Here is a 20,770-nt window from a genome sequence, read left to right as displayed (position 1 = left end):
GTCAGATGCGACTATAATATGTAGCTTTGCCGCTGCCGTGCTGAGCAAGATGGTTCGCCGATACCAGCATCTGCAAGTGCTTTTTGACTGTGTTGCGGTTTGCACAGGTTATCTCGACAATCTGACTGTTGGTGATCCGCCCATGTGCTTTTGCAAGTTCAAGGATCTGCACCGAAAGCTCGGGCAGCCGCTCGACCATCAATCGCTCGCGGGCGATCTTTGTTTCAAGCCGCGATTTCTGCTGCTGGAGCGACTGGAGGAAATAGATGATCCACGGGCCCCATTCGGGTGCGTCGCTGCGGATTGTCCCCTGCGTCCGACGAAGACCCAGATAATAGCCTTCCTTGCTCGCTTCTATCACACTTTCGAGCGAGGAATAGGGCACATAGGCATAGCCGCTGCGCAGCAAGAGCAAGGTAGTTAGCACCCGCGACAGACGACCATTGCCATCTTGAAACGGATGGATTTCGAGAAAGACGACGATGAAGATCGCAGTCACAAGCAAGGGGTGAAGCTGCTTCTGGTTGAGCGTTTCGTTCACCCATTCGATCAACTCCACCATCAATCGCGGTGTGTCGAACGGCGTCGCCGTCTCGAACACAACGCCGATTTCTTTACCCTCACCGTCGAAGGCGCTGACATGATTGGTGTTGGTTTTATAACTGCCGCGATGCCGCGTATCCTTGCTGCTGTAAGCCAGCAAGTCGCGGTGTAATTGCTTGATGTGGTTCTCGGTCAGAGCAATCTTATCGAACGATGAGAAGATGGTCTCCATAACTTCGGCATATCCCGCCACCTCCTGCTCGTCGCGTGTAGCAAAGTGCTGGACTTCAATGTTGGACAAAAGCCGCTCAACATCGCTGTCAGACAGTTTGCTTCCCTCAATCCGTGTTGAAGAGCCGATACTTTCAATCGTTGCCACACGCCGCAGCGCCAATAGGCGATCGGGCGCAAGCGTCCCCAAGGCGCGCCAGGCGCCTTTGAACTCATCGATCTCGGCAATCAGCGAAAGCATTTGCGGCGTGATCGCGAGCGAGGTTATATTGATAGGCACATCCATATTCTTACCCATAAATACCCATAAATGCAAGTATATCCGTAAATCGACCCACAAATATCCATACCTCTCCGCTCAACGGCGCAGCAGCTACAGGCCGACGCGCCAATTTAGGCCGGATGCCGACACAGTGGGCCCTGGCCCGTCCAATAGAGACTGACTGAACTCTGTCGAAATTGTTACTGTTTGATGGTGCGGGCGGCGGGAATCGAACCCGCACTCCTCTCGGAACGGGATTTTGAATCCCGCGCGTCTACCAATTCCACCACGCCCGCGCACCATAACGCGGTCGTCTTAGCCGCGCCTAACTTCTATTTACACATTGTTGGACGCGTCTATCTCAAATCGCCCAGCATGGTTCATGAAGTTGTTGTTTTTAAATGCAATCCGGAAATTCTTTCGTCTCGTTTCTCCCTAAATACTCAACCTTTTGAGTGGGACGAGACAACCGTAACATTCTGATAACAAGTTATAATTTTTTCGTCAAGCCAAATTTGTGTAAGGTTTTGTGTAAGTGTGTAAGGGCAACCCACAAAAAGAGGACGTGCCTGAGATGGACAGAACGCCCCTTGCAGTCCCCTGCTCCGCTATTGGATAGAAAATTGATGTATCACGATGACTGCGTTTGGATTTGGCTGATCGTTGCGCCAAAAGCGGACAGACCGCTTTTAGACGATCTCTACCAATCAACCGTTTGCGAATGACCGCAACTGGGTGGAAAGAGGACTGGTAGCATCCAAATTGGAGCCCTTGGAAGTGGACAGTCATCCGCTGCAATAGTGACTGCCAAGTTGTTGTTCCTGATTTGTGGCAATGATTGACGGCCCAATGGCTCGAATCAATCCTTTGTGCTCCAGTCCATCTCGCGCACCAAAATTGGCTGGTCGCACTGATCGCAGATGAGTTTTGGGTTGCTGGGCTGACCGCAGGCTGTGTGGATCAAGATAAGCGGCGCCTCCTCTGAGGACGCGCCACCGTCTCCATCGGTGACCCCTGCCCAGGCATCACCCCATTTCATCAGGAGCACGATCGCGGGATAGAGGTCGCGACCCTTCTGGGTCAGCCGATATTCAAAGCGCATCGGGCGCTCTTGATAGGCTTGTTTCTTTAGAATCCCGTATCGCACTAATTTCTTCAATCGGTCGCTTAGGATATTCGGTGAAACCTTGATGCTATTCAACAGCGCGTCGAAACGCCGAACGCCAAAAAACGTATCACGCAGGATCAAAAAGCTCCAGCTGTCTCCGACCTCGGCAATTGCGCGCTCTACAGAATCGCTCTCAGGCCGGATCTTCTCATCGGTCAATTTAGTCACTTGCAAAACAATATCCACTAAGTTACTACGATTCTCATAGTGACCTTGCAGCCTGCAAGTTTCAAGCACAAACTGGAGATTTTTACTCATGAATGAAGCCAAGACCCTCCCGAACTTTAAGGATCTACTGTTCCAACAAGATGGCCCGGTGGTGCGTATCACTCTTAATCGGCCAAAGGTTACGAATGCGCTGTCGATTAATCTTTCTGCTGAGTTCACAAGAGCTATGGAATATCTTCGCGACGATTCGGAAGCGAAAATCGTGGTCATTGATGGAGCGGGAGGTAATTTCTGCGCTGGCGACGACCTTACCGAGATGGGTTCTGGTGCGTGGGGCGATGCCAACCAGATCATGCGCCGGGTCCGTTTCTATCAGCACATGGCCAACACGCTGGAAGAGCTGGACAAGATAACCGTAGGCTCAGTTGATGGCTATTGCGTCGGCGGCGGCCTAGAGATCACCATGGCCTGCGATTTCGTCATCTGCACGGAGAGCTCTAAGTGGGGTATGCCCGAGGTTGACTGGGGCATTACGCCGGGTTGGGGCGGCACGACTAGGATGGCGCGGCTGATCGGGCGCAGGATGACCAAAGAAATCAATCTTCTCGGCGCCCTTCATCCCGCGAAACGCGGGGTCGAGCTCGGTCTGTTCAACCGCACTGTAGCAGATGATGCCTTGCAGAACGAAACGCAGGGTCTTGTCGACCTGCTTCTCATGAAAAATCAGCAGGGACTGCGGCAACTCAAGTTTATGATCAACAAGAACGTTGAGGCTGATCTCTACACGGCACAGGGGTTTGAGGCGATGGGCGCGGCGCTGACCGGGGCGATCAATGGCTCGTGGCAAGTGCCAGAGGCGGACGGATCGCATGGCTGGGCATCCTATGCCGCAAACGATCCGGAAAGCCCGATCCGCAAGCGGCGCGAAGCGTCAAAAGATTTCTGGACGAATTAGGTGCGAGCACCTGCTCGAAAATTGTAGCTATTGCAAAAAACTAAGGAGACTTTCCCATGCGCAACCCCATTCCTATAATCGTCGCAACATTTCTGGCAATCGCAGCCCCGGTTGCGGCCCATGATTCCAGGGATCCAGTCAAAACTGTTGTCAAGCCGCTCTTTGATGCGGTTCTGGCCGAAGACCTCGCTAAAGTTCGCGAGATACTTGCACCGGAGGCAACCCTTTTTGCGATGTTCAATCCTAATGGAACAACAGACGAAGCCTCGATTCGCCAGTTTCCGGCTCTGGCTTACTTCGATATCGTCACAAAGAATTACGAGAATATCGAATTCCGTGATCGCACATATAGCGTCACCGACGATGGTCGCACGGTCTGGATGGAAGCGAGCGGCAATTTGCTGGTCGCTGCGACCGGTGAACCTTACCGCAACCGCTATGTCTTTAAGATCACGATCGATGAAGATGGCAAAGTTACGAACATTAGCGAATGGGTGAACACGGCGACACTGGCAAGTCAGGGTCTTACCGCTCGATGAAAGCGGCGGAGATCGTCTACGCTTCTGGTCGGATCGGCCTGGCGTCTCTATTCATTCTGGGCGCGCTGAACAAGTTGGCGAATTACGACGCGACGGGTGCGAAGATGGCAGAGGTTGGACTTGTTCCCGCCGCTGTACTTCTCCCGGTGACAGTTATGCTGGAAGCTGTCGGCGGTCTGATGGTTGCGTTCGGAATTCGCAAAGCCTGGATTGCAGCGGTCGCTCTTTCGATTTTCACTTTGGCGACTAACGTCTATTTTCACCGCTTTTGGGCTTTGGATGGTAACATTGCCGCACTCGAACTCTCCCTGTTCTTTAAAAATGTGGCAATCGCGGGCGGCTTGATTGCCATCGCGGCAATCGAATATGACCGCAAACAGGAAATAGTGTCCTGCTAATTCCGACCTTCGAGCGAGAATGTTCCGAGTTTAGACTATTTTCTCGATCGCCAATGACTGCTTTGCTGCGGCCATTAACAACAAATCGGCACCGGTAACTGGGTCGCTTCTTGAATGCCTACTTACCTCGCCAAATGCGGGTCAATGCATCTTGCCTAATTGCGGGTCATGCCGGAGGCGGGGGTCGAACTATTTACAACTTGGGGAGTCGTCGGACGATTGTTGAAGATTGAATTATGGTTGTGTCAGCCGATGAGGATGGCAGGAAGCGATCAACCACGGTTTCTAGCCTGTGTAAATCGCTGAGCATGCATTGGATATTTCTCCGTTGTCATGAGGTCTGGCGATAAAGTTAGCGAAAGATACTGGTTTGATAACTTGTGGCCAGAAGCAGCCCATCGCTTCTAAAAATACGGACTTCCTGATTTGCGGTGTTATTTCGGATAGCAGCACTGTTAGTCTCCACGGTCATGAAATCCTGGCCAGAGTCAGATATTTGGACATCGGAACCGTAAATGTGGGTCGCTAACGAAATAGTCGAAGCAAACCTAAGTTTCTCGGATGCAAAAAAGGTTCGCGGCATCGGGGTGTCGCATATCATCGCAAGAACCGATGAGTCGAGATTGCTCCATTGTTTGGTGCGGAGCAAAACTATGGACTTAGGTTGATTGTTTATTGAGCCCGGGCTTCCTTTCACCATATATTGTTCAAAGCTGCTGAACCAACTCGGCGTCATCATTGATGCCTCGAGAGGCGTATAATTGTCCGCAGCATCCGTTTTAGGAGCTACCGCATTATAAGATAGGTCTGTGTCGCTTCTCTCGCCCGCAACGATGTCGGCCGTCACTAACATCTTCTCTTCAGTATCAGATACCGTCACCCGCCAAAAGTCGATTTTGCTTCGCCGCGCCTGCAAACTGATAGTGACATTTATCTGTTCTCCCTTCACGGGGGCCATAAACTGCATTTGTTTAGTGATTATTTCACCGCGAAACTCTCCATCTATCTTCACGGCAGCAATCGCGACAGCAGCAACCCAGCCTCCAAATGCGCTGGTGAAATTCCAGAATGATTGATCAGTCGCTATAGAATATTGACGATCAGCAACTTTCTGAAAACCAAGGTCCAGCATAATCTTCTCCATCTAATTTTGCCGCTAGCAAATTTTATGTTTACGTTGTATACAATGTTTACGGTATATACACGGAGATTCTTGGTTGGCTAGAAAATCTTATCATCACGGTGACTTGAGAAGCACGATACTGTCGGAAGCACGCAATATTCTCGAGACACAGGGCGAGGCTGCCATGACGATGCGCATGATTGCCGAGCGCATTGGCGTAACCGCTATGGCAGCTTACAAGCACTTTGCTAACAAGGACGCTATCTTGCAGGCATTAGCAGTCGAAGGCTTTAATCGACTGACCCAGGTAACCTCGACCGCTCGAAAGAAAGACGAGTTATCACCCGATGAACAGCTAACAGCCATTGGCGTGGCCTATATTATGCATGGCATCAGTCATCCCAAATTGTATCGCGTTATGTTTGGTCAATTAACCTTGGGGGTTCCTTACGCAGATACCAAATCGGCTGCAGACGAAGCCTATAATGTCCTGCGCGATTGTCTAAGGGACAACGCAAAATTTTTTGGTTTTGAAGAACAAAAAGTTGACGGACATGCCTTTTCCGTATGGTCGATGGCACATGGCATGACATCACTTTTTGTAGAGGGCCATGCTCGAACCCGGGATATCAAAACCAGGGCACAGCAGCGTGCGGTAGCAACCAGGGGAGCGGAGCTAGTTACCCGCGGGATATCGTTCAAGAATAACAGCGAGACCTCAGATGATCGCTAGGCCTCTTCCAATAAATAGGAAGTGGCTATTTGCTGGCATTCTTTTGGTAATTCTCGCTGGTGCACTTTGGTACTTTTTGGGTGCTAATAGAAATACCACCACGAGTCTCAAGCCCGCAATGCCGGTGGCGATTGACGTCGTAGAGGAAATGCCAGAATATCTGGTAACCAGAACATTTGCAGGGCGACTTCGTGCATCAAATGTTGCAGATTTAGGGTTTGAGCTTCCCGGCAGGATAAGCAGGGTCTATGTTGATGCTGGGGATGCGGTTAGACGCGGCGCGCCTCTCGCCCGGATTGATACCGACGAACTCGACAGTCAAAAGTCTGAACTTTTGGCGGTGTTGAACGAAGCTAACGCACAATTTATTCAAACATCGGGAAGATATCAGCGACTGGAGAGCCTTGCTCCCGACTTTGCCTCTGTTCAGCAACTGGATGATGCGCGCGCTGCCCGGGACTCTGCAAAAGCACGGGTCGATCAGGCAGCTGGAACGCTGAAAAGACTTCAAACAAATCAACGAAATTCACTATTGGTTGCTCCATTCTCTGGCGAAATTGTGAGCCGTAGCGCTGATAAGGGAGCCGTTGTCGGGGCAGGCCAAGCGGTTTTCCGCCTGAACGGCGGCGGAGCAATGGAAGCAGAAGTTGGCATACCGGCCAGTTTTCGAGACCAGATTATCGTGGGTTCGGAATACACCATCACCAATGGTCAGCAAGAAGGCATTGCAGTCGCAAACCGGATAATTGATGATATTAACCCGCTCACCAGCACTGTTACGGTCCGGTTTATTGTAGCCAATAGTTCCGGTTTCGTAGCATCTGAAACTGTACGAGTTACATTGAAAGAAACCATTCAAGGCAAAGGTCTGTGGGTCAGAAACTCCGCTTTAGTTGAGAGCCTGCGCGGCCTTTGGGCCGTTTATGTAGTTACGCCGGAATCACCGGCTGGTCGCAGTGATGGTAAAAATGTGACGGGCATCGTCAAACGCCAAGATGTCGAAGTTCTGCATAGTGAAGCGGATCGCAGTTTTGTGCGCGGAACTCTATCCAGCGGTAGCTGGGTTATCCACAACAGCCCCTTTCGTTTTGTTCCTGGGCAACGCGTTTCCGTTGAAAAATCGACTGTGCTTGCGCGCCAAACAGAGAGAGCTTTGGTCACCAACGAAATTGAAATCCAATGACGACGCTTTTCTATGATGTTCGTCGGTTGTTGGTGCTTCTTATTCTGCTTATCGTGGTCGGAGGTATGGGGGCGCTCAGTTCCATGCCGAATGAGGAAGACCCTCGCATCACGAATCGAGTAGCTACCGTGTTAACGCCATTTCCAGGTGCTAGCGCGGCTAGGGTCGAACAGCTGGTAACAGAGAAAATTGAAGCACGGTTAAAGCAACTTGATGAAGTTGATGAGCTACGATCTGTTTCAACCAACGGGCTTTCTTCCGTAACAGTTATTCTAAAAGATAGCATAACGGATCCAGATACGCCGTTTGGCCTTGTTCGAGACGCCCTAACGGATGTGACGCCGGAACTTCCAAAAGGAACGAGCGTTCCGATATTCGATGATACGCGCTCCGGTGCCTATACTGTGCTCGTTGCACTAACCTGGGAAGCTGAAAGCGACCTCAATCTAGTCGTGCTAAGGCGGTCCGCTCTTGAGTTACAGGATCGATTGAGGGCTTTCCCGGGGACCGAACTGGTCAGTTTATATGGCGCGTCGAAAGAAGAAATCAGCGTTTCTCTCGATCGGTCTGCTTCGGCAGCGTTAGGGCTCTCTAAGACACAAATTGCTACGGCGATACAAACAGCCGATGCAAAAGTTTCGGCAGGCCAGTTCAAGGGGGTTCAAAGTGAATATAATCTCGAAGTAAGAGGCGAAATCGACGGACTTAGCCGGTTGAGAGAGACGATTATTGGGCAATCGCCGCAGGGATCTTCCATTCGCCTTGGCGATGTCGCCACTCTGTCGCGCGGCATTGCTTCTCCCGCTACCGATTTGGCGTTTCACAATGGCAAACCGGCTATAGTTATTGCAACCCGAATGCAGGCGGACTTGCGGGTTGCCGACTGGACAAAGGAGGTCGGGGAGCTAGTACAAGAATTTGATCTAGCTGTTTCAGACGGTGTTAAAGTTAGTATTGCTTTTGATCAGGGCAGCTACGCCAGCGAACGGTTTCAGACGCTCGTGGGGAACTTACTAATCGGGGCAGCATTGGTCGTCCTCGTTTTGTTTGTCACTCTTGGCTGGCGCTCCGCGCTGATAGTTTCAGCCGCTATCCCATTGACTGGGCTAGCATCATTGATCATTCTCAACCTACTCGGGAAACCCATTAATCAGATTTCCATTACCGGTTTAATAGTGGCGCTGGGGCTGCTGGTTGATGCTGCAATCGTTATGACCGATTCCGTCCGGCGGCAATTAATGGATGGTACGTCACCAAGAGAGTCGGTGCGTTTATCTGTTAAGCGCTTGTGGGTTCCTCTCTTGAGTTCAACGCTGACCACTGTGTTGGCATTTCTGCCTTTGGTAATCCTTCCTGGTGGGGCTGGTGAATTTGTAGGTGGGATCGGAAGCAGTGTAATTGTAGCTTTGATCGCGTCATTGGCGCTCTCCATGACTGCTATTGCTGCTCTAGCGGGCATATTCATCCGTCCGCTATCAAATGACCAAATAGAAAAGAGCCGTTTTGGGTTTTTGCAGTCAGGTATTAAAGCGACGTGGCTTGGCCAGCAATTTGAAGCACTATTCCTAAAAAGCTTGGCAATGCCGAAAAGATCAATTGCACTGGCCAGTATATTACCGCTCGCAGGGTTTTTTGGCGTCACCACTTTGCCAACTTCTTTCTTTCCTGAAGCGGACCGCAATCAGTTTTACGTGGAACTAAGATTGCCAACGCAAAGTTCGATTGCCCTAACGACGCAGGCCGTAAAAGATGCTCAGCAATATCTGGAGAAGAATACGGAAGTTGTTCAGGTGTCTTGGTTTGTTGGACGGTCAGCTCCAAGTTTCTATTATAATCTAGCCAATAATCAGGATGGCAACGCAAACTATGCGCAAGCAATGATTACGACCAAATCCGTCGGCCGCGTAAAAACCACGATAAACGAAGTGGGTGAAGCATTGGCAAAAAAATTGCCCAATGTTCAAGTGATAAGTCGCCAGCTTCTGCAAGGACCACCTACATTCTCGCCAATTGAGCTTCGGATTTACGGCAATGATATGACAACATTGCAAGATCTGGGGGAGAAATCACGGTTGATATTCGCAGGCATTGATGAGGTGACAGCTACAAATCCGTCATTCGCTGGGGGTGAACCCAAACTTTGGTTGTCAGTGGACCCAGACCGTGCTGGTCAGTTTGGGCTTAGTATCGGGCAAGCGACAGATCAGATTAGGACCGAACTAGACGGTGTTGTTGGCGGTTCGATCGTTGAAGGGACCGAAGAGCTAGATATTCGAATCTGGACATCACAGCAAGATCGCAACCAGTTGGATGATTTGGCGTCACTAGAGTTTGTGACCGATGATTTCTCCGGAAGTTCCGTACCTGTACTTGCGCTTGGCGACATTGAGCTATTGCCTGCTCCAGCAACCTTGCGGCGTTTTCAAGGAAAACGTGTCAATATTATTTCGGGCTATGTAGCAGCTGGCGAAATCCCTTCGACAGCGATAGAAAAATTTAAGCTAGCTTGGGAGAAGGCAGGCTACGAAATGCCTCCAGGTTATAGCTTTCAGTTTGGCGGGGACGAAGAAGCAAGATCGGATAATTTTAATGCTCTTATCAGTATATTCGGTATCATTTCGATCATAATGCTCGCAACTGTAGTGCTCACGTTCAATTCATTTCGGTTGGCAGCTATCGTGTTTATCGTGGCTATCCTATCAATCGGACTTGGCATGCTTTCGCTTACCATCTTCAGGTTTCCATTTGGTTTTCAGCCGATAGTAGCGTTGATAGGATTGATCGGGGTGGCAATAAATGCCGCGATCATAATTTTGTCAGGCCTCAAAACAAACGCATTAGCAATGCGAGGTGACCATAACGCAATTACGAGGGAGGTAATGTCCACATCGCGGCATATTTGGTCGACCACCATCACAACTTTTGGAGGATTTTTGCCCCTAATCTTGTCAGAGGGAGGCTTTTGGCCGCCCTTCGCCACTGCCATCGCAGGCGGTGTATTGCTATCTACTATTGTTTCGTTTTTCCTGGTTCCGCAGATGTTTTTGATTTTAACAAGAACCAAGAGGAACCCTATTCATATTATTGGTAGAACTGAAATTTCGAGACCTTGATTCGTAGGGACGAGTTAGTTGAACTCCATTCAGATACTTCCGGTTGGCATAGTTTTATGGGGATATCTCGAAATGTTGAATCTTTTGACATCTCATCTTAGCGTCGCCTTTGCGCGCAAAGCAGCCATTTAGTAAAGTGACAGCGAACGACCGATATTGGGGCGTTAGATGAAGGTCCGCTTACCTCTGCAAAAGCGGGGCAATGCGTCTTGCCTAACTGAAGGCTATTCAGGGGGCGGATCAGTTCCAAACAATTTACAAATCGGGCAGTCGTCGGATGACTGCTGAAGATTAAATTATGGCCGTGTCGGTCGATGAGATTGCGAAGGCAAATGTTCGTTTTTTTGCCTGTATCCAATATCTATAGGTATTCACTACGTCTTGATTTGAATATCTGGGAGTGTTGGCATCTGTAGGAGATAGCATATGTCAAATAGGAAGAGAGTTGGAATGGTCTCGGCATGTCGAGCCGCAGGTGCAAGTAGATTGCGAATTGCCCGCAGCAATCCGCTAATGCAAGCCCCTGCCCTGCGGTTACCTTATCAGAACCTACTAATTAATTATTACAGGCGGTGAAAATCGAACTTACATTTCTTGCGGAACGGGATGTTGAAACTCGCACGTTTCCTAATATCTCTATGTCTACAAATCATAAAGCGACCACACTAGGCACTCTCAAATCTGACTTACACATAGTTGGGCGCGTCTAAATTAGATTGAAAACAACTCGCCTGGAAAAAATATTTTATTTTAAATATCAATGTCTTAAAAATGGTGCCCCTGGCCCGACTCGAACGGGCACTCCTTACGGAACTGCATTTTGAGTGGGACGAGACAACCGTAAATATTTGATAACAAATTATAAATTTCTCGTCAAACTAAAAATGTGTAAGGTTTTGTGTAAGTATACCGCCCAAAATAGCGCCACCGGCTAGCCAGAAAACCCTGGATTCTGGAATCAACGAACTGCCCCCCGCCCCTCCTCTGTTGTTTCGCTTAGAATGCAGAAAGCTACTTTCCGATGGCCGATTCGCGCACAATTATCGTCATTACCACCATCGAAAATTGCGTTTGAAAGCGGACGCGCAGTGCGTGCTATTTAGTCCCGTTTAATGCCAATAACTGCCAGATAACTTCGCGCGAACGCGGGTTTTTAACCGAGCATAGTCATCCGGCAAGGCATAAGCAGCAGGCACGACCAACAATGTCAAAAAGGTAGATGTCGCTAATCCGCCCATAATGATGAAGCCCATGGCATTGCGCCATTCAGCTCCATCGGATTGAGCAAAAGCAACGGGCATCATGCCAAAAATTGCTGCCAACGCCGTCATTAGCACCGGCCTGAGCCGTTCTGGCGCGGCTTTTTGCATCGCATCTGCCGCGTTCATTCCATTTCGTCGATAATCATTTGCAAGGTCCACCAGAAGAATACCGTTTTTCATCACAATGCCCATCAAAGCGATTAAGCCAATCTGTGCAAACATGCTCAATTCCTGATTGGAAAGCCAAAGCGCGATAAACGCCCCGGAAAAGGAAAGAGGAGCGGTAAGCATGATCAGGACCGGTTGACCGAAGCTGTCAAATTGGCTGGCAAGGACAATGTATAGCGCTACAAACGCAAGCGCGAATGCGAGCAATATAGCAGAAGTTGTGTCTGCCAATCTCCGCGCCATACCTTCCATTTTGGTCGACATTCCTTCAGGTGGGGGATGATTAGCCAAGATTTTGTCAACCTGAGCAACAGCGACACTTAATGCTACTCCGGGCGGTGTGTTTGCCATGATTGTAATTTGTCTGGCGCGGTCCACGCGATCAATCTGAGATGGACTGTCCGCAACCTCAATATCTGCAACTGCAGCCAAGTCGACTAAACTCCCGCTCCCTGATCGAACCGGGAGCCGGGCAACGTCATTCAAGGTTTGCCGTTTATCTTCATCGACTCGAACCCTTACATCATAGCGCCTACCTTCTGCTTCAAATGTTCCCGCATCTCTCCCGCCGATTAAAGTCTGCGATGCTGCAGCGACGTTCCGCGCCGTTACCCCTAAATCTGCTGCCCGATTTCGATCTAACCTAATCTGCAATTCCGGTCTGCCGCCTTCATAAGTAGAGGCAACATCCACCAATTCTGGAACAGCGCGCATTTTCCCCGCCAAGATGTCCGCATATTCATTAATGGTTGTAAGATCAGAACCTGAAATAATCAGCTCTATCTGAGCCGATCCCACACCGGCACCGGAAACCCAAGGGACTTCTACAGCGGATATATCCTTGGCTTCTGGTAGTGTCTTTGCAAGGACTTCGCGGGCTTGGTCCATGATCGCGCCCTGCTTGACAAATCGACCTTGTTTGGGGGTGAGATCGACATAAAAATCGAGCAGATTGGTTTTCTGATTTGTTCCTGCTCCAGCGGTAACAAACACATATTCTACATCTTCAATTTTGCGCAACGCCTGGTCGGCGCGCAACGAAGCCTCTTTAGCGGTTTCAATGCCAGTTCCCAAAGGTAATTCAATACTTGCGAGGAACTCTGACCTGTCCGTAAGTGGCATGAACGTGGCAGGAACCATCCCTGCAAAAAGACCGCCTATAAAAAGGCTTATAGCCGCTCCTAGAAAAACGAGATATCGTCTTCTGATCGACCAGCCTACAAGCTTTTCATAACGCTTCCGCATATTCTCGTGGAAGCTTTCAATTTGTCCTAACCAGCCTGTTTTTTCTTTTTCCGATTTGAGGAAGCGCGAGGCAAGCATCGGCGACAAGGTCAGCGCAACCAGTAATGACACGCTAACCGAAAATACAATCGCCAAACCATATTGAAGAAAGAAGCGTCCTACTAATCCGTCCATAAAGGCGATAGGCACAAAAACAGCCAATGTGGCAAATGTCCCGGCAAGCACAGCCAAGGCGACCCGCTTTGTTGCTTTTGGTGCTGCCTCCATTGGATCAGCGCCTTCATCGACATCACTTTGCACAGCTTCAACAACCACGATAGCATCATCAACCAGCAATCCAATCGCAACCGTTAACGCCAATAATGTCATGAAATTCAGTGTAAAATCGAAGGCAGCAAAGGCAGCGAACGTAGCAATGACCGATGTTGGGATAGCTAGCATAACGATAAAGGTTGCCCGCCAGCTAAGCAGAAAAAAGAATGTGACAATAACAACCAATATTACCGCGATCATCAAATCAAAGAGAACATCACCAATAGCAGATTCGATGAATCTTGCGGTTTCTCTCGTGACAACAATTTCAACGCCGCTCGGCAATCGATCTTTGATCTGCTCGATTTCCGCCTTAATTGCCTTGCTCATTTCTACGGTATTGCTTCCAGATTGCTTGCGAACCTCCAGCACAACTCCGGGGCGACCATTTAACTGAGCATAGCTGGTTTCATCCTCTACAGAATCTTCGACGCGGCCAATATCGCGGATGCGGGTGACCTGTCCGTTGGGTCTATATTCCACCGCGAGATCGCCAAATTCCGAGGCTGTATTGGCTTCCGCCAATGTTCTGGTTCCATATTGTTTGCTGCGGCCGTCAATCTCAAGACGACCGCCCGGCAATTCGGAATTTTCGCTTCTCAATGCGGTGATAACATTGTCCGTGCTGACATTGCTTGCTCGCATCTTTGCGGGATCAAGCCAGACCCGCATTTCTCTCTCGCGCCCACCTACAATTGAAATGGAGCCTACACCGCGAATGCGTTGCAGCCTTTCTTTGACTACCTCATCGGCAAAGACTGTGAGTTCTCGAACGGGCGCATCTCCTGCTATCAGCAGCGACAATATTGGTGCCGCATCGGGATCAAGCTTTTCGACAACCGGAGCGTCAGAATCTTCTGGCAGATTACTCAATATGCTGGCCACCCGATCCCGCACATCCTGAGCCTTAACGTCGGCATCTTCCGATAGCTCAAACTCCAGAACGACCTGACTGACGCCTTCCGCGCTGACTGAACGCATTTGCCGAATTCCAGAAACGCTATTTACCTCCTCCTCGATAATGTCGGTTATTTCAGTTTCGACCGTATCTGGCGAAGCTCCGGGCAAAGTCGTGGTCACCGACACATATGGAAATTCAATTTTGGGAAAAAGATCAACACCAAGCCTGCCAAAACTCAAAAGACCCAGAACGACTAGCGACGCAATTACCATTGTCGCGAAAACTGGACGCCGGATCGAGACATCGGAAATCCACATTGGCTTAGCTTGCAGGCTTTCGTTGCTTGCGTTCTACTTTTTGTCCGTCCCGCAAAGTCGATGGTGGGTTTTTGATAATTTTTTCACCGCTCTTGACACCTTGGGTTATCTTGACCCGTTCAAAATCTATGCTTTCAGTCTTTACATCCCGTCGACGTGCAATGCCTTTCTCAGACAGGAATATATATGCGGCAGCACTGTCGCCTTTCACTGCTGATCTAGGCAGAATGATTGCGTTTTCTGGAGGCGTTTCGATTAGTGCCCGCGCTCCAAGTCCGCTGCTGATCCGATAGTCAGGATTTCTTATTGGCAACCGCAATTCGACTGTCCGGGATTCTGGATTAACTCGATCATTTATGATGAAAACATAGCTTTCGAAGGGCTCATCAAAGCCATCAATGTAAACCTTTGCACTTTGATTGAGCTTAAGATCATCAACGCGGGCCTGCGGAGCACTGACGATTGCCGCAACTATTCCCAACTCCTGTAATTGCAATGCTGAGGATTGTTCGCCCATTGAAAAACGGTTGTTGAGATAGGACCCCTCGTCGACCATTCTAGCAGTCACAACGCCGTTATATGGAGCGCGTGCAATAGTGTCGCGAAGGGCTTGTTTAGCGGTGGCCAGTACGGATTGGGATTGAGATACCTGTGCTCTGGCGACGGCCAAGTCTGTTTCGACCTGTTCGACTTGCGCTTTCGACACGAAGCCCCTCGGGGCAAGCGCAATTACGCGGTCATATTGGCGCTCGGCCTGTATAGCCTGTGCTTCCGTCAAGCGCAGCGCTGCCGAAGCTTCCGCAACACGTCTTTTATAATCTGCTTGCCTGATTTGAAAAAGTGCCTGTCCCTTCTTCACCCTGTCACCGACCGTCACAAACATGGTCTCAAGCGGTCCTTCGACAAGAGCTCCAATTGCGCTGCTTTGCTTGGCCGCAATTGTGCCAAAAACCTCAACAGGATCGGTTAAAGGTTCGGCTTCCGCTGTTATAATTTCGACTTGGAGTATAGCATTTTGCTGGATGGCATCGTTGTTTACATCGCCGCTATCGTCATTCGAGCAGCCGGATACAAAGGCGAATATGGCTATAGAAAACAGCAATATGATATTTTTAATAGCCATTTACGCGCTCAAATATGCCCCGCGTCCGCTAGCTACTAAACGATCATCGTCGTCCAAAATGCGAGTATCAGCGGTACTTATCGTCTTGCCCAGCTTGATAACTTGACCAATTGCACGAAGCGGGCCTTTGGTAGCCGGGCGATGATAATCTACCCTCAGATCGGCGGTTGCCTTTGCCACACCACCGGCAGCAATAATCGTATAAAGCCCGGTTAGATCAATTAAGGATGCCAATATGCCGCCGTGCACAGCTCCAATCACGGGATTAGAAACGAGCTCATCCCGCCACGGCATTTCCAGTTCCAAATGATCGTTGCTTTGTTGAACAATTTTCAGACCTAACCAGCGATGAAAAGGCGCAATCTGCAATAAATCAGCAAGATTTTCCGGATCATGTTTCATGTTGCGTCACCGCGATTGTGGGTTGAATTCAAGAAAGAGATAATGGCCGAGCAAAACGCATCATTGCGGTCACCGACAACCATATGGCCAGCATCTGCAATGTCGGTAAAGACCGCCCGAGGAACCAAAGTTTGGAAATGTGCTACAGCCTCTTCGGAGACCATGTCGCTCGATCCTCCGCGTATAAGATGAACGGGTTGTTTTAACTTCCCAGCTGCCTCACTTAGTCTAGAAAATCCATCGTCCTGTGCATCGGAGGCATTGTCGCGTGTACGCGTCACATGGTGAATAAAGTTGGGGTCCCAATGCCAATAATACCGGCCATCGTCTCGCTTGCGTAAATATCGATCAAGCTTACCAGTGCCTTGCCGTTTCTCTCGTTGCGGCATGTACTCAGCGATGATTCTGGCAGCTTCATCCGGGGATGAAAATCCATCTTTCATATGGGCTTGCATAAACCCGACAACTCTTGAAACTCCAGCGGCTTCCATCTTCGGTGCGATGTCAACCAACGTTAGCGACGAGATACTGGAAGGTGCCAACAGCCCAGCAGCAATCATTCCTGCGATTCCACCCAGTGATGCTCCGACTAATGCCGGAGGACTATCAAGCTGTTTAGAAACGGCGACTAGATCACGAGCAAAATCGCGCATATCATAGGCGCCGTCGGATGCCCATTCGCTGGCACCATGGCCACGCATATCGATGGCTGTGGCACGATAACCCGCATTTCCCAGTTCATCTAGCACCTTCGTCCAAGCATGACGGGTTTGTCCGCCGCCATGTGCGAGCAACACCGGAAATCCAGTTTTTGGTCCAATAGTGCTTGCCGTGATCTTCAAGCCGTTATGGCCAGTGAAGATGCCCTCTTCATGATTCATTTCGGTCCCATAAGCTCCAATATAACAGATAGTAAAGAGCTTTATAAAAAATATTCTTTATGATAAGGGGATAAATATGACGGATGAAACAGCTACAATAAATTCCAAACTGCGCGACGGATTTATCAATGAGACCGACGAATTTGCTTTTTTGCTGGAGGAAGTGCCGCGAATTTTGCGCAAGGTATTCGATGAGGCGATTGCCCGTTTTGGTCTATCTCGCACGCAGTGGCGAACACTGGCTTATCTGATCAAAGCTGAGGGGATGACGCAAACCGAGTTAGCAAATTGCCTGGAATTGGAGCGAGCGACGGTCGGATTGACGATTGACCATCTCGAAAAACTGGAATTCGTCGAACGCCGACATGCTGCAGGCGACCGACGTGTCTGGCGGATATTCCTGCTTCCAAAAGCAATCGATATTATTCCGCAACTTCGGAAAGAAGCAAACGCCGTTTATGAGATTATGTTTAAGGGGGTTTCCAATGCAGATATTGGAACGATGCGATCTACGATGGAGAAAATGACCCATAATTTGAAAAAATGCTGACTATTTTTCCTAGAAGTTTACTGCTTCTGATTTTTCTCTCTCGTTGAATCAGTTGTAGTGAGCAGGCGAGCGGTGGGGACTGCTCGCCTGCATTTACACCCTACCAAACGCGAAAATTAACTAACAAAAAAGTCACACTTTGCAGAAAACCCGCACAATATCATGCGATTTAATTTTCAAATGCGAAGGTTCACGCTACTATAACGGCAAGAAAAAATATGTTTTATCAGGAGAGTATATTATGAAATTAGGTTTAAAACTGTCTGCTTGCGGCTTCGCGCTTGCAGCAGTTACCACTGCCCCCGTCTACGCACAGTCCCAACCCAATGAAGACGAGCAAACGCAAGAGAGCGGCTTTGACGATAACGTGATTGTAGTGACGGCACAGGGCCGGACGCAGGCTTTGGCTGATGTTCCTATTGCGGTTTCAGCCATTGGTGCAGAACAATTGCAACAGAGCGGGACAAGCGACATTCGTGAACTGTCCCAGCTTGCGCCATCATTGTTGGTATCCTCCACTGGCACCGAAGCCAATGGTTCCGCCCGTATTCGCGGTATTGGTACCGTTGGTGACAATCCTGGGTTAGAAAGCTCGGTAGCGGTTTTCATCGATGGAGTTTATCGCTCTCGTAGCGGTAATGCGCTTAGTGAGCTTGGCCCGATTGATCGAATTGAAGTCTTACGTGGTCCGCAGGGTACGCTTGGTGGTCGAAACTCTTCTGCAGGCCTGATAAGTATTTCCACTGCGGCGCCGGAATTCACTTTTTCGGGATATGGCGCGGCCACTTATGGTAATTACGATCAAATTCGTTTGGAAGGCGGTATTAACGCACCGCTGACTGATAATATTGCGGGGCGTATCGATGGCGTTTATTTGAAGCGCGATGGTTTCTATAATGATGTCGTCAACGATACCGACGTCAATAATAAGGATCGCTATCTTGTGCGCGCTCAGCTGTTATTTGAACCTAGCGATACGCTTAACGTCCGTCTGATCGGAGATTATTCGAAGAAGGACGAGTCCTGCTGCGCAGCCACTTTTGTGCAACCTGAATTCGCACAGCTCGCACGTGTGGGCCCAGCGCTCGACCCGTTCTCCCGTCCGCAACCAGGTGCACCGGCTTTAACTGACCCGGCCAACCCAATTATTCCTGTACTTTTGGGTCTGGGTCAAAACCCCAACGCACTGAATCAGAGCACGTTTAACAGGGATATCTATGTTACTCCGGGTCGCTCCTATGCCGGAGAGACAGAGGATTATGGCGCTTCGATCGAAGTCAATGCGGAACTCGGTTCGGTCAATCTGACCTCCATTACTGGATATCGTGAATATTCAAACTTTCAGGGTTCTGATACGGATTATACCCAAGTGGACATTCTTTATCGTGCACCGAATGAAAATGCCGGCGCTCGGGAGTTTAGAACATTTACACAAGAATTACGGCTACAGGGTTCTGCTTTCGACGACAAGTTGGACTGGCTGATTGGCGGCTTCTACGCTAACGAAAAGCTGGAGGTACGTGACAATCTGCGCTTTGGTTCGCAATATGGAGCTTTCGCTCCATGCCGTATCGTCAATGCGGTTAATCCTGCGCTTGCGTCACCAGGCAGCACGGGTTGCTTGAGTGCTGGCGGTAGGGCTGCATTGCAGGCAGCAAATGGCGGCGCAGGTGCATTTGGTGCCGCTACACCGTTGATTTTTGCTGGTCTGGATAATCTGGCACAGATTAATGATCGGGGCAGTATTGTTGATACTTATAATCAGACAAGTGAGAATTTCGCTTTTTTCACCCACAATATCTTCCATATCACTGATAAGCTCGATCTTACCTTGGGTCTGCGTTACACCAATGAAACCAAGGATTTCAGAGCTGCTTTCACTAATGACAATACGATTTGTCCAACCCAGCGCGCATTGCTTACGCCGTTGCTTGCAAATGCTGGTCTTGCCCCATTGGCAGGCGGACTGATCGGCCTTTCCTGTCAGGGCAATTCCACTTCGGAACTGGATGGCGTTACCTTGACTGATAGCCGAAGCGAGAATGAATTTACTGGCACGGCCATCCTGTCTTACAAACCAATCGATGACCTGCTTCTCTATGCTAGCTATTCGCGCGGTTACAAGGCCGGCGGCTTCAACCTTGATCGGTCTGCGTTGACCAGTTCGACACTGGTTAACCCGGCAGCGGTAGGCGACACCGCCAACCTGCAATTTGATCAGGAAACAGTGGACGCATTTGAAATCGGAGCAAAATACTCGACCCGGGAATTTTCGCTGAGCGTATCCGCCTTCCGCCAGCAATTTGACAGTTTTCAGCTCAATACATTCAACGGATCGGTTTTTCTGGTCCAAAATATCAACGCCTGTAGTGATGACTTGGGCGGTGCGGATCTTGACGCTGATGTCACGACGGGTGCTTGTAATCCCGACAATGTCAAATATGGCGTTGTGGCACAGGGTGTCGAACTGGAAGCGTCGCTCAATCCTATCAGTGATGTTAACATCACAATGGGCCTGACATATACGGATACCAGCTATGAAAATGATCTGGTGGGCCGTGATACTGGTGCTCCGCTCGATCCGGCGCTGCGTCTGCTTCCTGGCGACAATCTGTCCAACGCTCCTGAATTGACCGCTACGGCATCACTTTCATATACGCCAGAACTTGGCAACAGCGGACTTACCGGCTTGTTTTACCTGAACGCACGTACAACCAGTGATTATAACACCGGTTCGGATCTGCTATTTGGTAAAGAGCAGGACGGGTTCACGCTGGTGAACGCCCGTATTGGTGTCCGTGGTCCGGACGACATGTGGGCCATCGAAGGCTGGGCACAAAACCTGTTTGACGTTAATTACACGCAAGTTGCGTTCAACACGCCGTTTGTCGCATCGCAGCAGACCTACTCGGCCTTCCTTGCTGAGCCTAGGACCTATGGCATCACATTGCGCGGCCGCTTCTAAAGCACGTCACCAATCATAATGCGAATAAAGCGCGCGGTTCTATCAAATGGATCGCGCGCTTTTTTATTTATTGGTGCATCCAGAACAGCTTGCTACCAGCGCCTTTCTACATTGATTATGAGTTGGTGCCACTTTACCTATAAGGTGTTTTTATTGCACGTGTGGGCTCATTGAAAAAGAGCACGGGCCGTAGTTCTATGCCGTGGTAGAAAGGTAGATAACAAAGAT

15 protein-coding genes and 1 tRNA gene are annotated in these 20,770 nt (G+C 49.6%); 8 read left to right on the top strand and 8 right to left on the bottom strand.

Features of this window, described 5'->3' with window-relative positions:
- Window position 1: 1 nt before the first annotated feature.
- The 3 genes from ACO6S1_RS15445 to ACO6S1_RS15435 form a co-directional block, all read right to left on the bottom strand.
- A complete protein-coding gene (locus ACO6S1_RS15445; protein WP_422343461.1) occupies window positions 2-1,054 on the bottom strand; it encodes a Fic family protein in 1,053 nt (350 codons plus the stop codon).
- A 193-nt stretch (window positions 1,055-1,247) separates the two neighbouring features.
- Window positions 1,248-1,332 (bottom strand) — tRNA-Leu (locus tag ACO6S1_RS15440).
- Window positions 1,333-1,895: 563 nt separating this feature from the next.
- Window positions 1,896-2,372, bottom strand: coding sequence for a winged helix-turn-helix transcriptional regulator (locus tag ACO6S1_RS15435; protein WP_422343460.1), 477 nt, complete (start codon window positions 2,370-2,372; stop codon window positions 1,896-1,898).
- Window positions 2,373-2,460: 88 nt separating this feature from the next.
- Between ACO6S1_RS15435 and ACO6S1_RS15430 the strand changes: the two genes are divergently transcribed.
- The 3 genes from ACO6S1_RS15430 to ACO6S1_RS15420 are packed head-to-tail and all read left to right on the top strand — an operon-like array spanning window position 2,461 to window position 4,264.
- On the top strand, window positions 2,461-3,327 hold the full coding sequence (locus tag ACO6S1_RS15430; RefSeq protein ID WP_422343459.1) for an enoyl-CoA hydratase/isomerase family protein: 867 nt from the start codon (window positions 2,461-2,463) through the stop codon (window positions 3,325-3,327).
- 56 nt (window positions 3,328-3,383) lie between these two features.
- Window positions 3,384-3,866: a nuclear transport factor 2 family protein gene (locus tag ACO6S1_RS15425; RefSeq protein ID WP_422343458.1), complete on the top strand. Its 483-nt coding sequence runs from the start codon at window positions 3,384-3,386 to the stop codon at window positions 3,864-3,866.
- Window positions 3,863-4,264, top strand: a complete 402-nt coding sequence (locus tag ACO6S1_RS15420) for a DoxX family protein (protein WP_422343457.1) — start codon at window positions 3,863-3,865, stop codon at window positions 4,262-4,264. Before ACO6S1_RS15425 ends, ACO6S1_RS15420 begins: the two co-directional genes overlap by 4 nt.
- 352 nt (window positions 4,265-4,616) lie before the next feature.
- Here the strand turns inward: ACO6S1_RS15420 and ACO6S1_RS15415 are convergent, their stop codons facing one another.
- A complete protein-coding gene (locus ACO6S1_RS15415) occupies window positions 4,617-5,408 on the bottom strand; it encodes a hypothetical protein (protein WP_422343456.1) in 792 nt (263 codons plus the stop codon).
- A 73-nt stretch (window positions 5,409-5,481) separates the two neighbouring features.
- Here ACO6S1_RS15415 and ACO6S1_RS15410 point away from each other — a divergent pair, with 73 nt between their 5' ends.
- The 3 genes from ACO6S1_RS15410 (at window position 5,482) to ACO6S1_RS15400 (ending at window position 10,416) form a co-directional block, all read left to right on the top strand.
- Window positions 5,482-6,120, top strand: coding sequence for a TetR/AcrR family transcriptional regulator (locus tag ACO6S1_RS15410; RefSeq protein WP_422343455.1), 639 nt, complete (start codon window positions 5,482-5,484; stop codon window positions 6,118-6,120).
- Between the two features lie 124 nt (window positions 6,121-6,244).
- The gene (locus ACO6S1_RS15405) at window positions 6,245-7,303 is read left to right on the top strand and encodes an efflux RND transporter periplasmic adaptor subunit (protein WP_422343454.1); all 1,059 of its coding nucleotides are present in this window, start codon (window positions 6,245-6,247) and stop codon (window positions 7,301-7,303) included.
- Window positions 7,300-10,416 (top strand): efflux RND transporter permease subunit, encoded by a 3,117-nt coding sequence (locus tag ACO6S1_RS15400; RefSeq protein WP_422343453.1) that lies wholly within the window; start codon window positions 7,300-7,302, stop codon window positions 10,414-10,416. The genes ACO6S1_RS15405 and ACO6S1_RS15400 overlap by 4 nt, the downstream gene beginning before the upstream one ends.
- A gap of 1,109 nt (window positions 10,417-11,525) precedes the next feature.
- On the opposite strand, the gene ACO6S1_RS15395 is transcribed toward ACO6S1_RS15400, so the two are convergent.
- From ACO6S1_RS15395 to ACO6S1_RS15380, 4 genes are read right to left on the bottom strand one after another with little or no spacing between them, the layout of a single operon-like run.
- Window positions 11,526-14,621: an efflux RND transporter permease subunit gene (locus tag ACO6S1_RS15395; RefSeq protein WP_422343452.1), complete on the bottom strand. Its 3,096-nt coding sequence runs from the start codon at window positions 14,619-14,621 to the stop codon at window positions 11,526-11,528.
- A 4-nt stretch (window positions 14,622-14,625) separates the two neighbouring features.
- The gene (locus ACO6S1_RS15390) at window positions 14,626-15,744 is read right to left on the bottom strand and encodes an efflux RND transporter periplasmic adaptor subunit (protein ID WP_422343451.1); all 1,119 of its coding nucleotides are present in this window, start codon (window positions 15,742-15,744) and stop codon (window positions 14,626-14,628) included.
- A complete protein-coding gene (locus ACO6S1_RS15385; protein WP_066749439.1) occupies window positions 15,745-16,146 on the bottom strand; it encodes a PaaI family thioesterase in 402 nt (133 codons plus the stop codon).
- Window positions 16,143-17,027, bottom strand: a complete 885-nt coding sequence (locus ACO6S1_RS15380; RefSeq protein ID WP_066749441.1) for an alpha/beta fold hydrolase — start codon at window positions 17,025-17,027, stop codon at window positions 16,143-16,145. Before ACO6S1_RS15380 ends, ACO6S1_RS15385 begins: the two co-directional genes overlap by 4 nt.
- 76 nt (window positions 17,028-17,103) lie before the next feature.
- Here ACO6S1_RS15380 and ACO6S1_RS15375 point away from each other — a divergent pair, with 76 nt between their 5' ends.
- Window positions 17,104-17,577: a MarR family winged helix-turn-helix transcriptional regulator gene (locus ACO6S1_RS15375; RefSeq protein ID WP_422343450.1), complete on the top strand. Its 474-nt coding sequence runs from the start codon at window positions 17,104-17,106 to the stop codon at window positions 17,575-17,577.
- Window positions 17,578-17,818: 241 nt separating this feature from the next.
- Window positions 17,819-20,542 carry a TonB-dependent receptor gene (locus ACO6S1_RS15370; protein ID WP_066740704.1) on the top strand — a complete coding sequence of 908 codons (2,724 nt, stop codon included), beginning with the start codon at window positions 17,819-17,821 and terminating at the stop codon, window positions 20,540-20,542.
- Window positions 20,543-20,770: the final 228 nt, after the last annotated feature.

It is taken from the genome of Parasphingorhabdus sp., from assembly GCF_965233695.1.
Classification (GTDB): Bacteria; Pseudomonadota; Alphaproteobacteria; order Sphingomonadales; family Sphingomonadaceae; genus Parasphingorhabdus.
The sequence above is the reverse complement of the archived record's forward strand: the minus strand, read 5'-3'. Positions and strand labels throughout refer to the sequence as shown.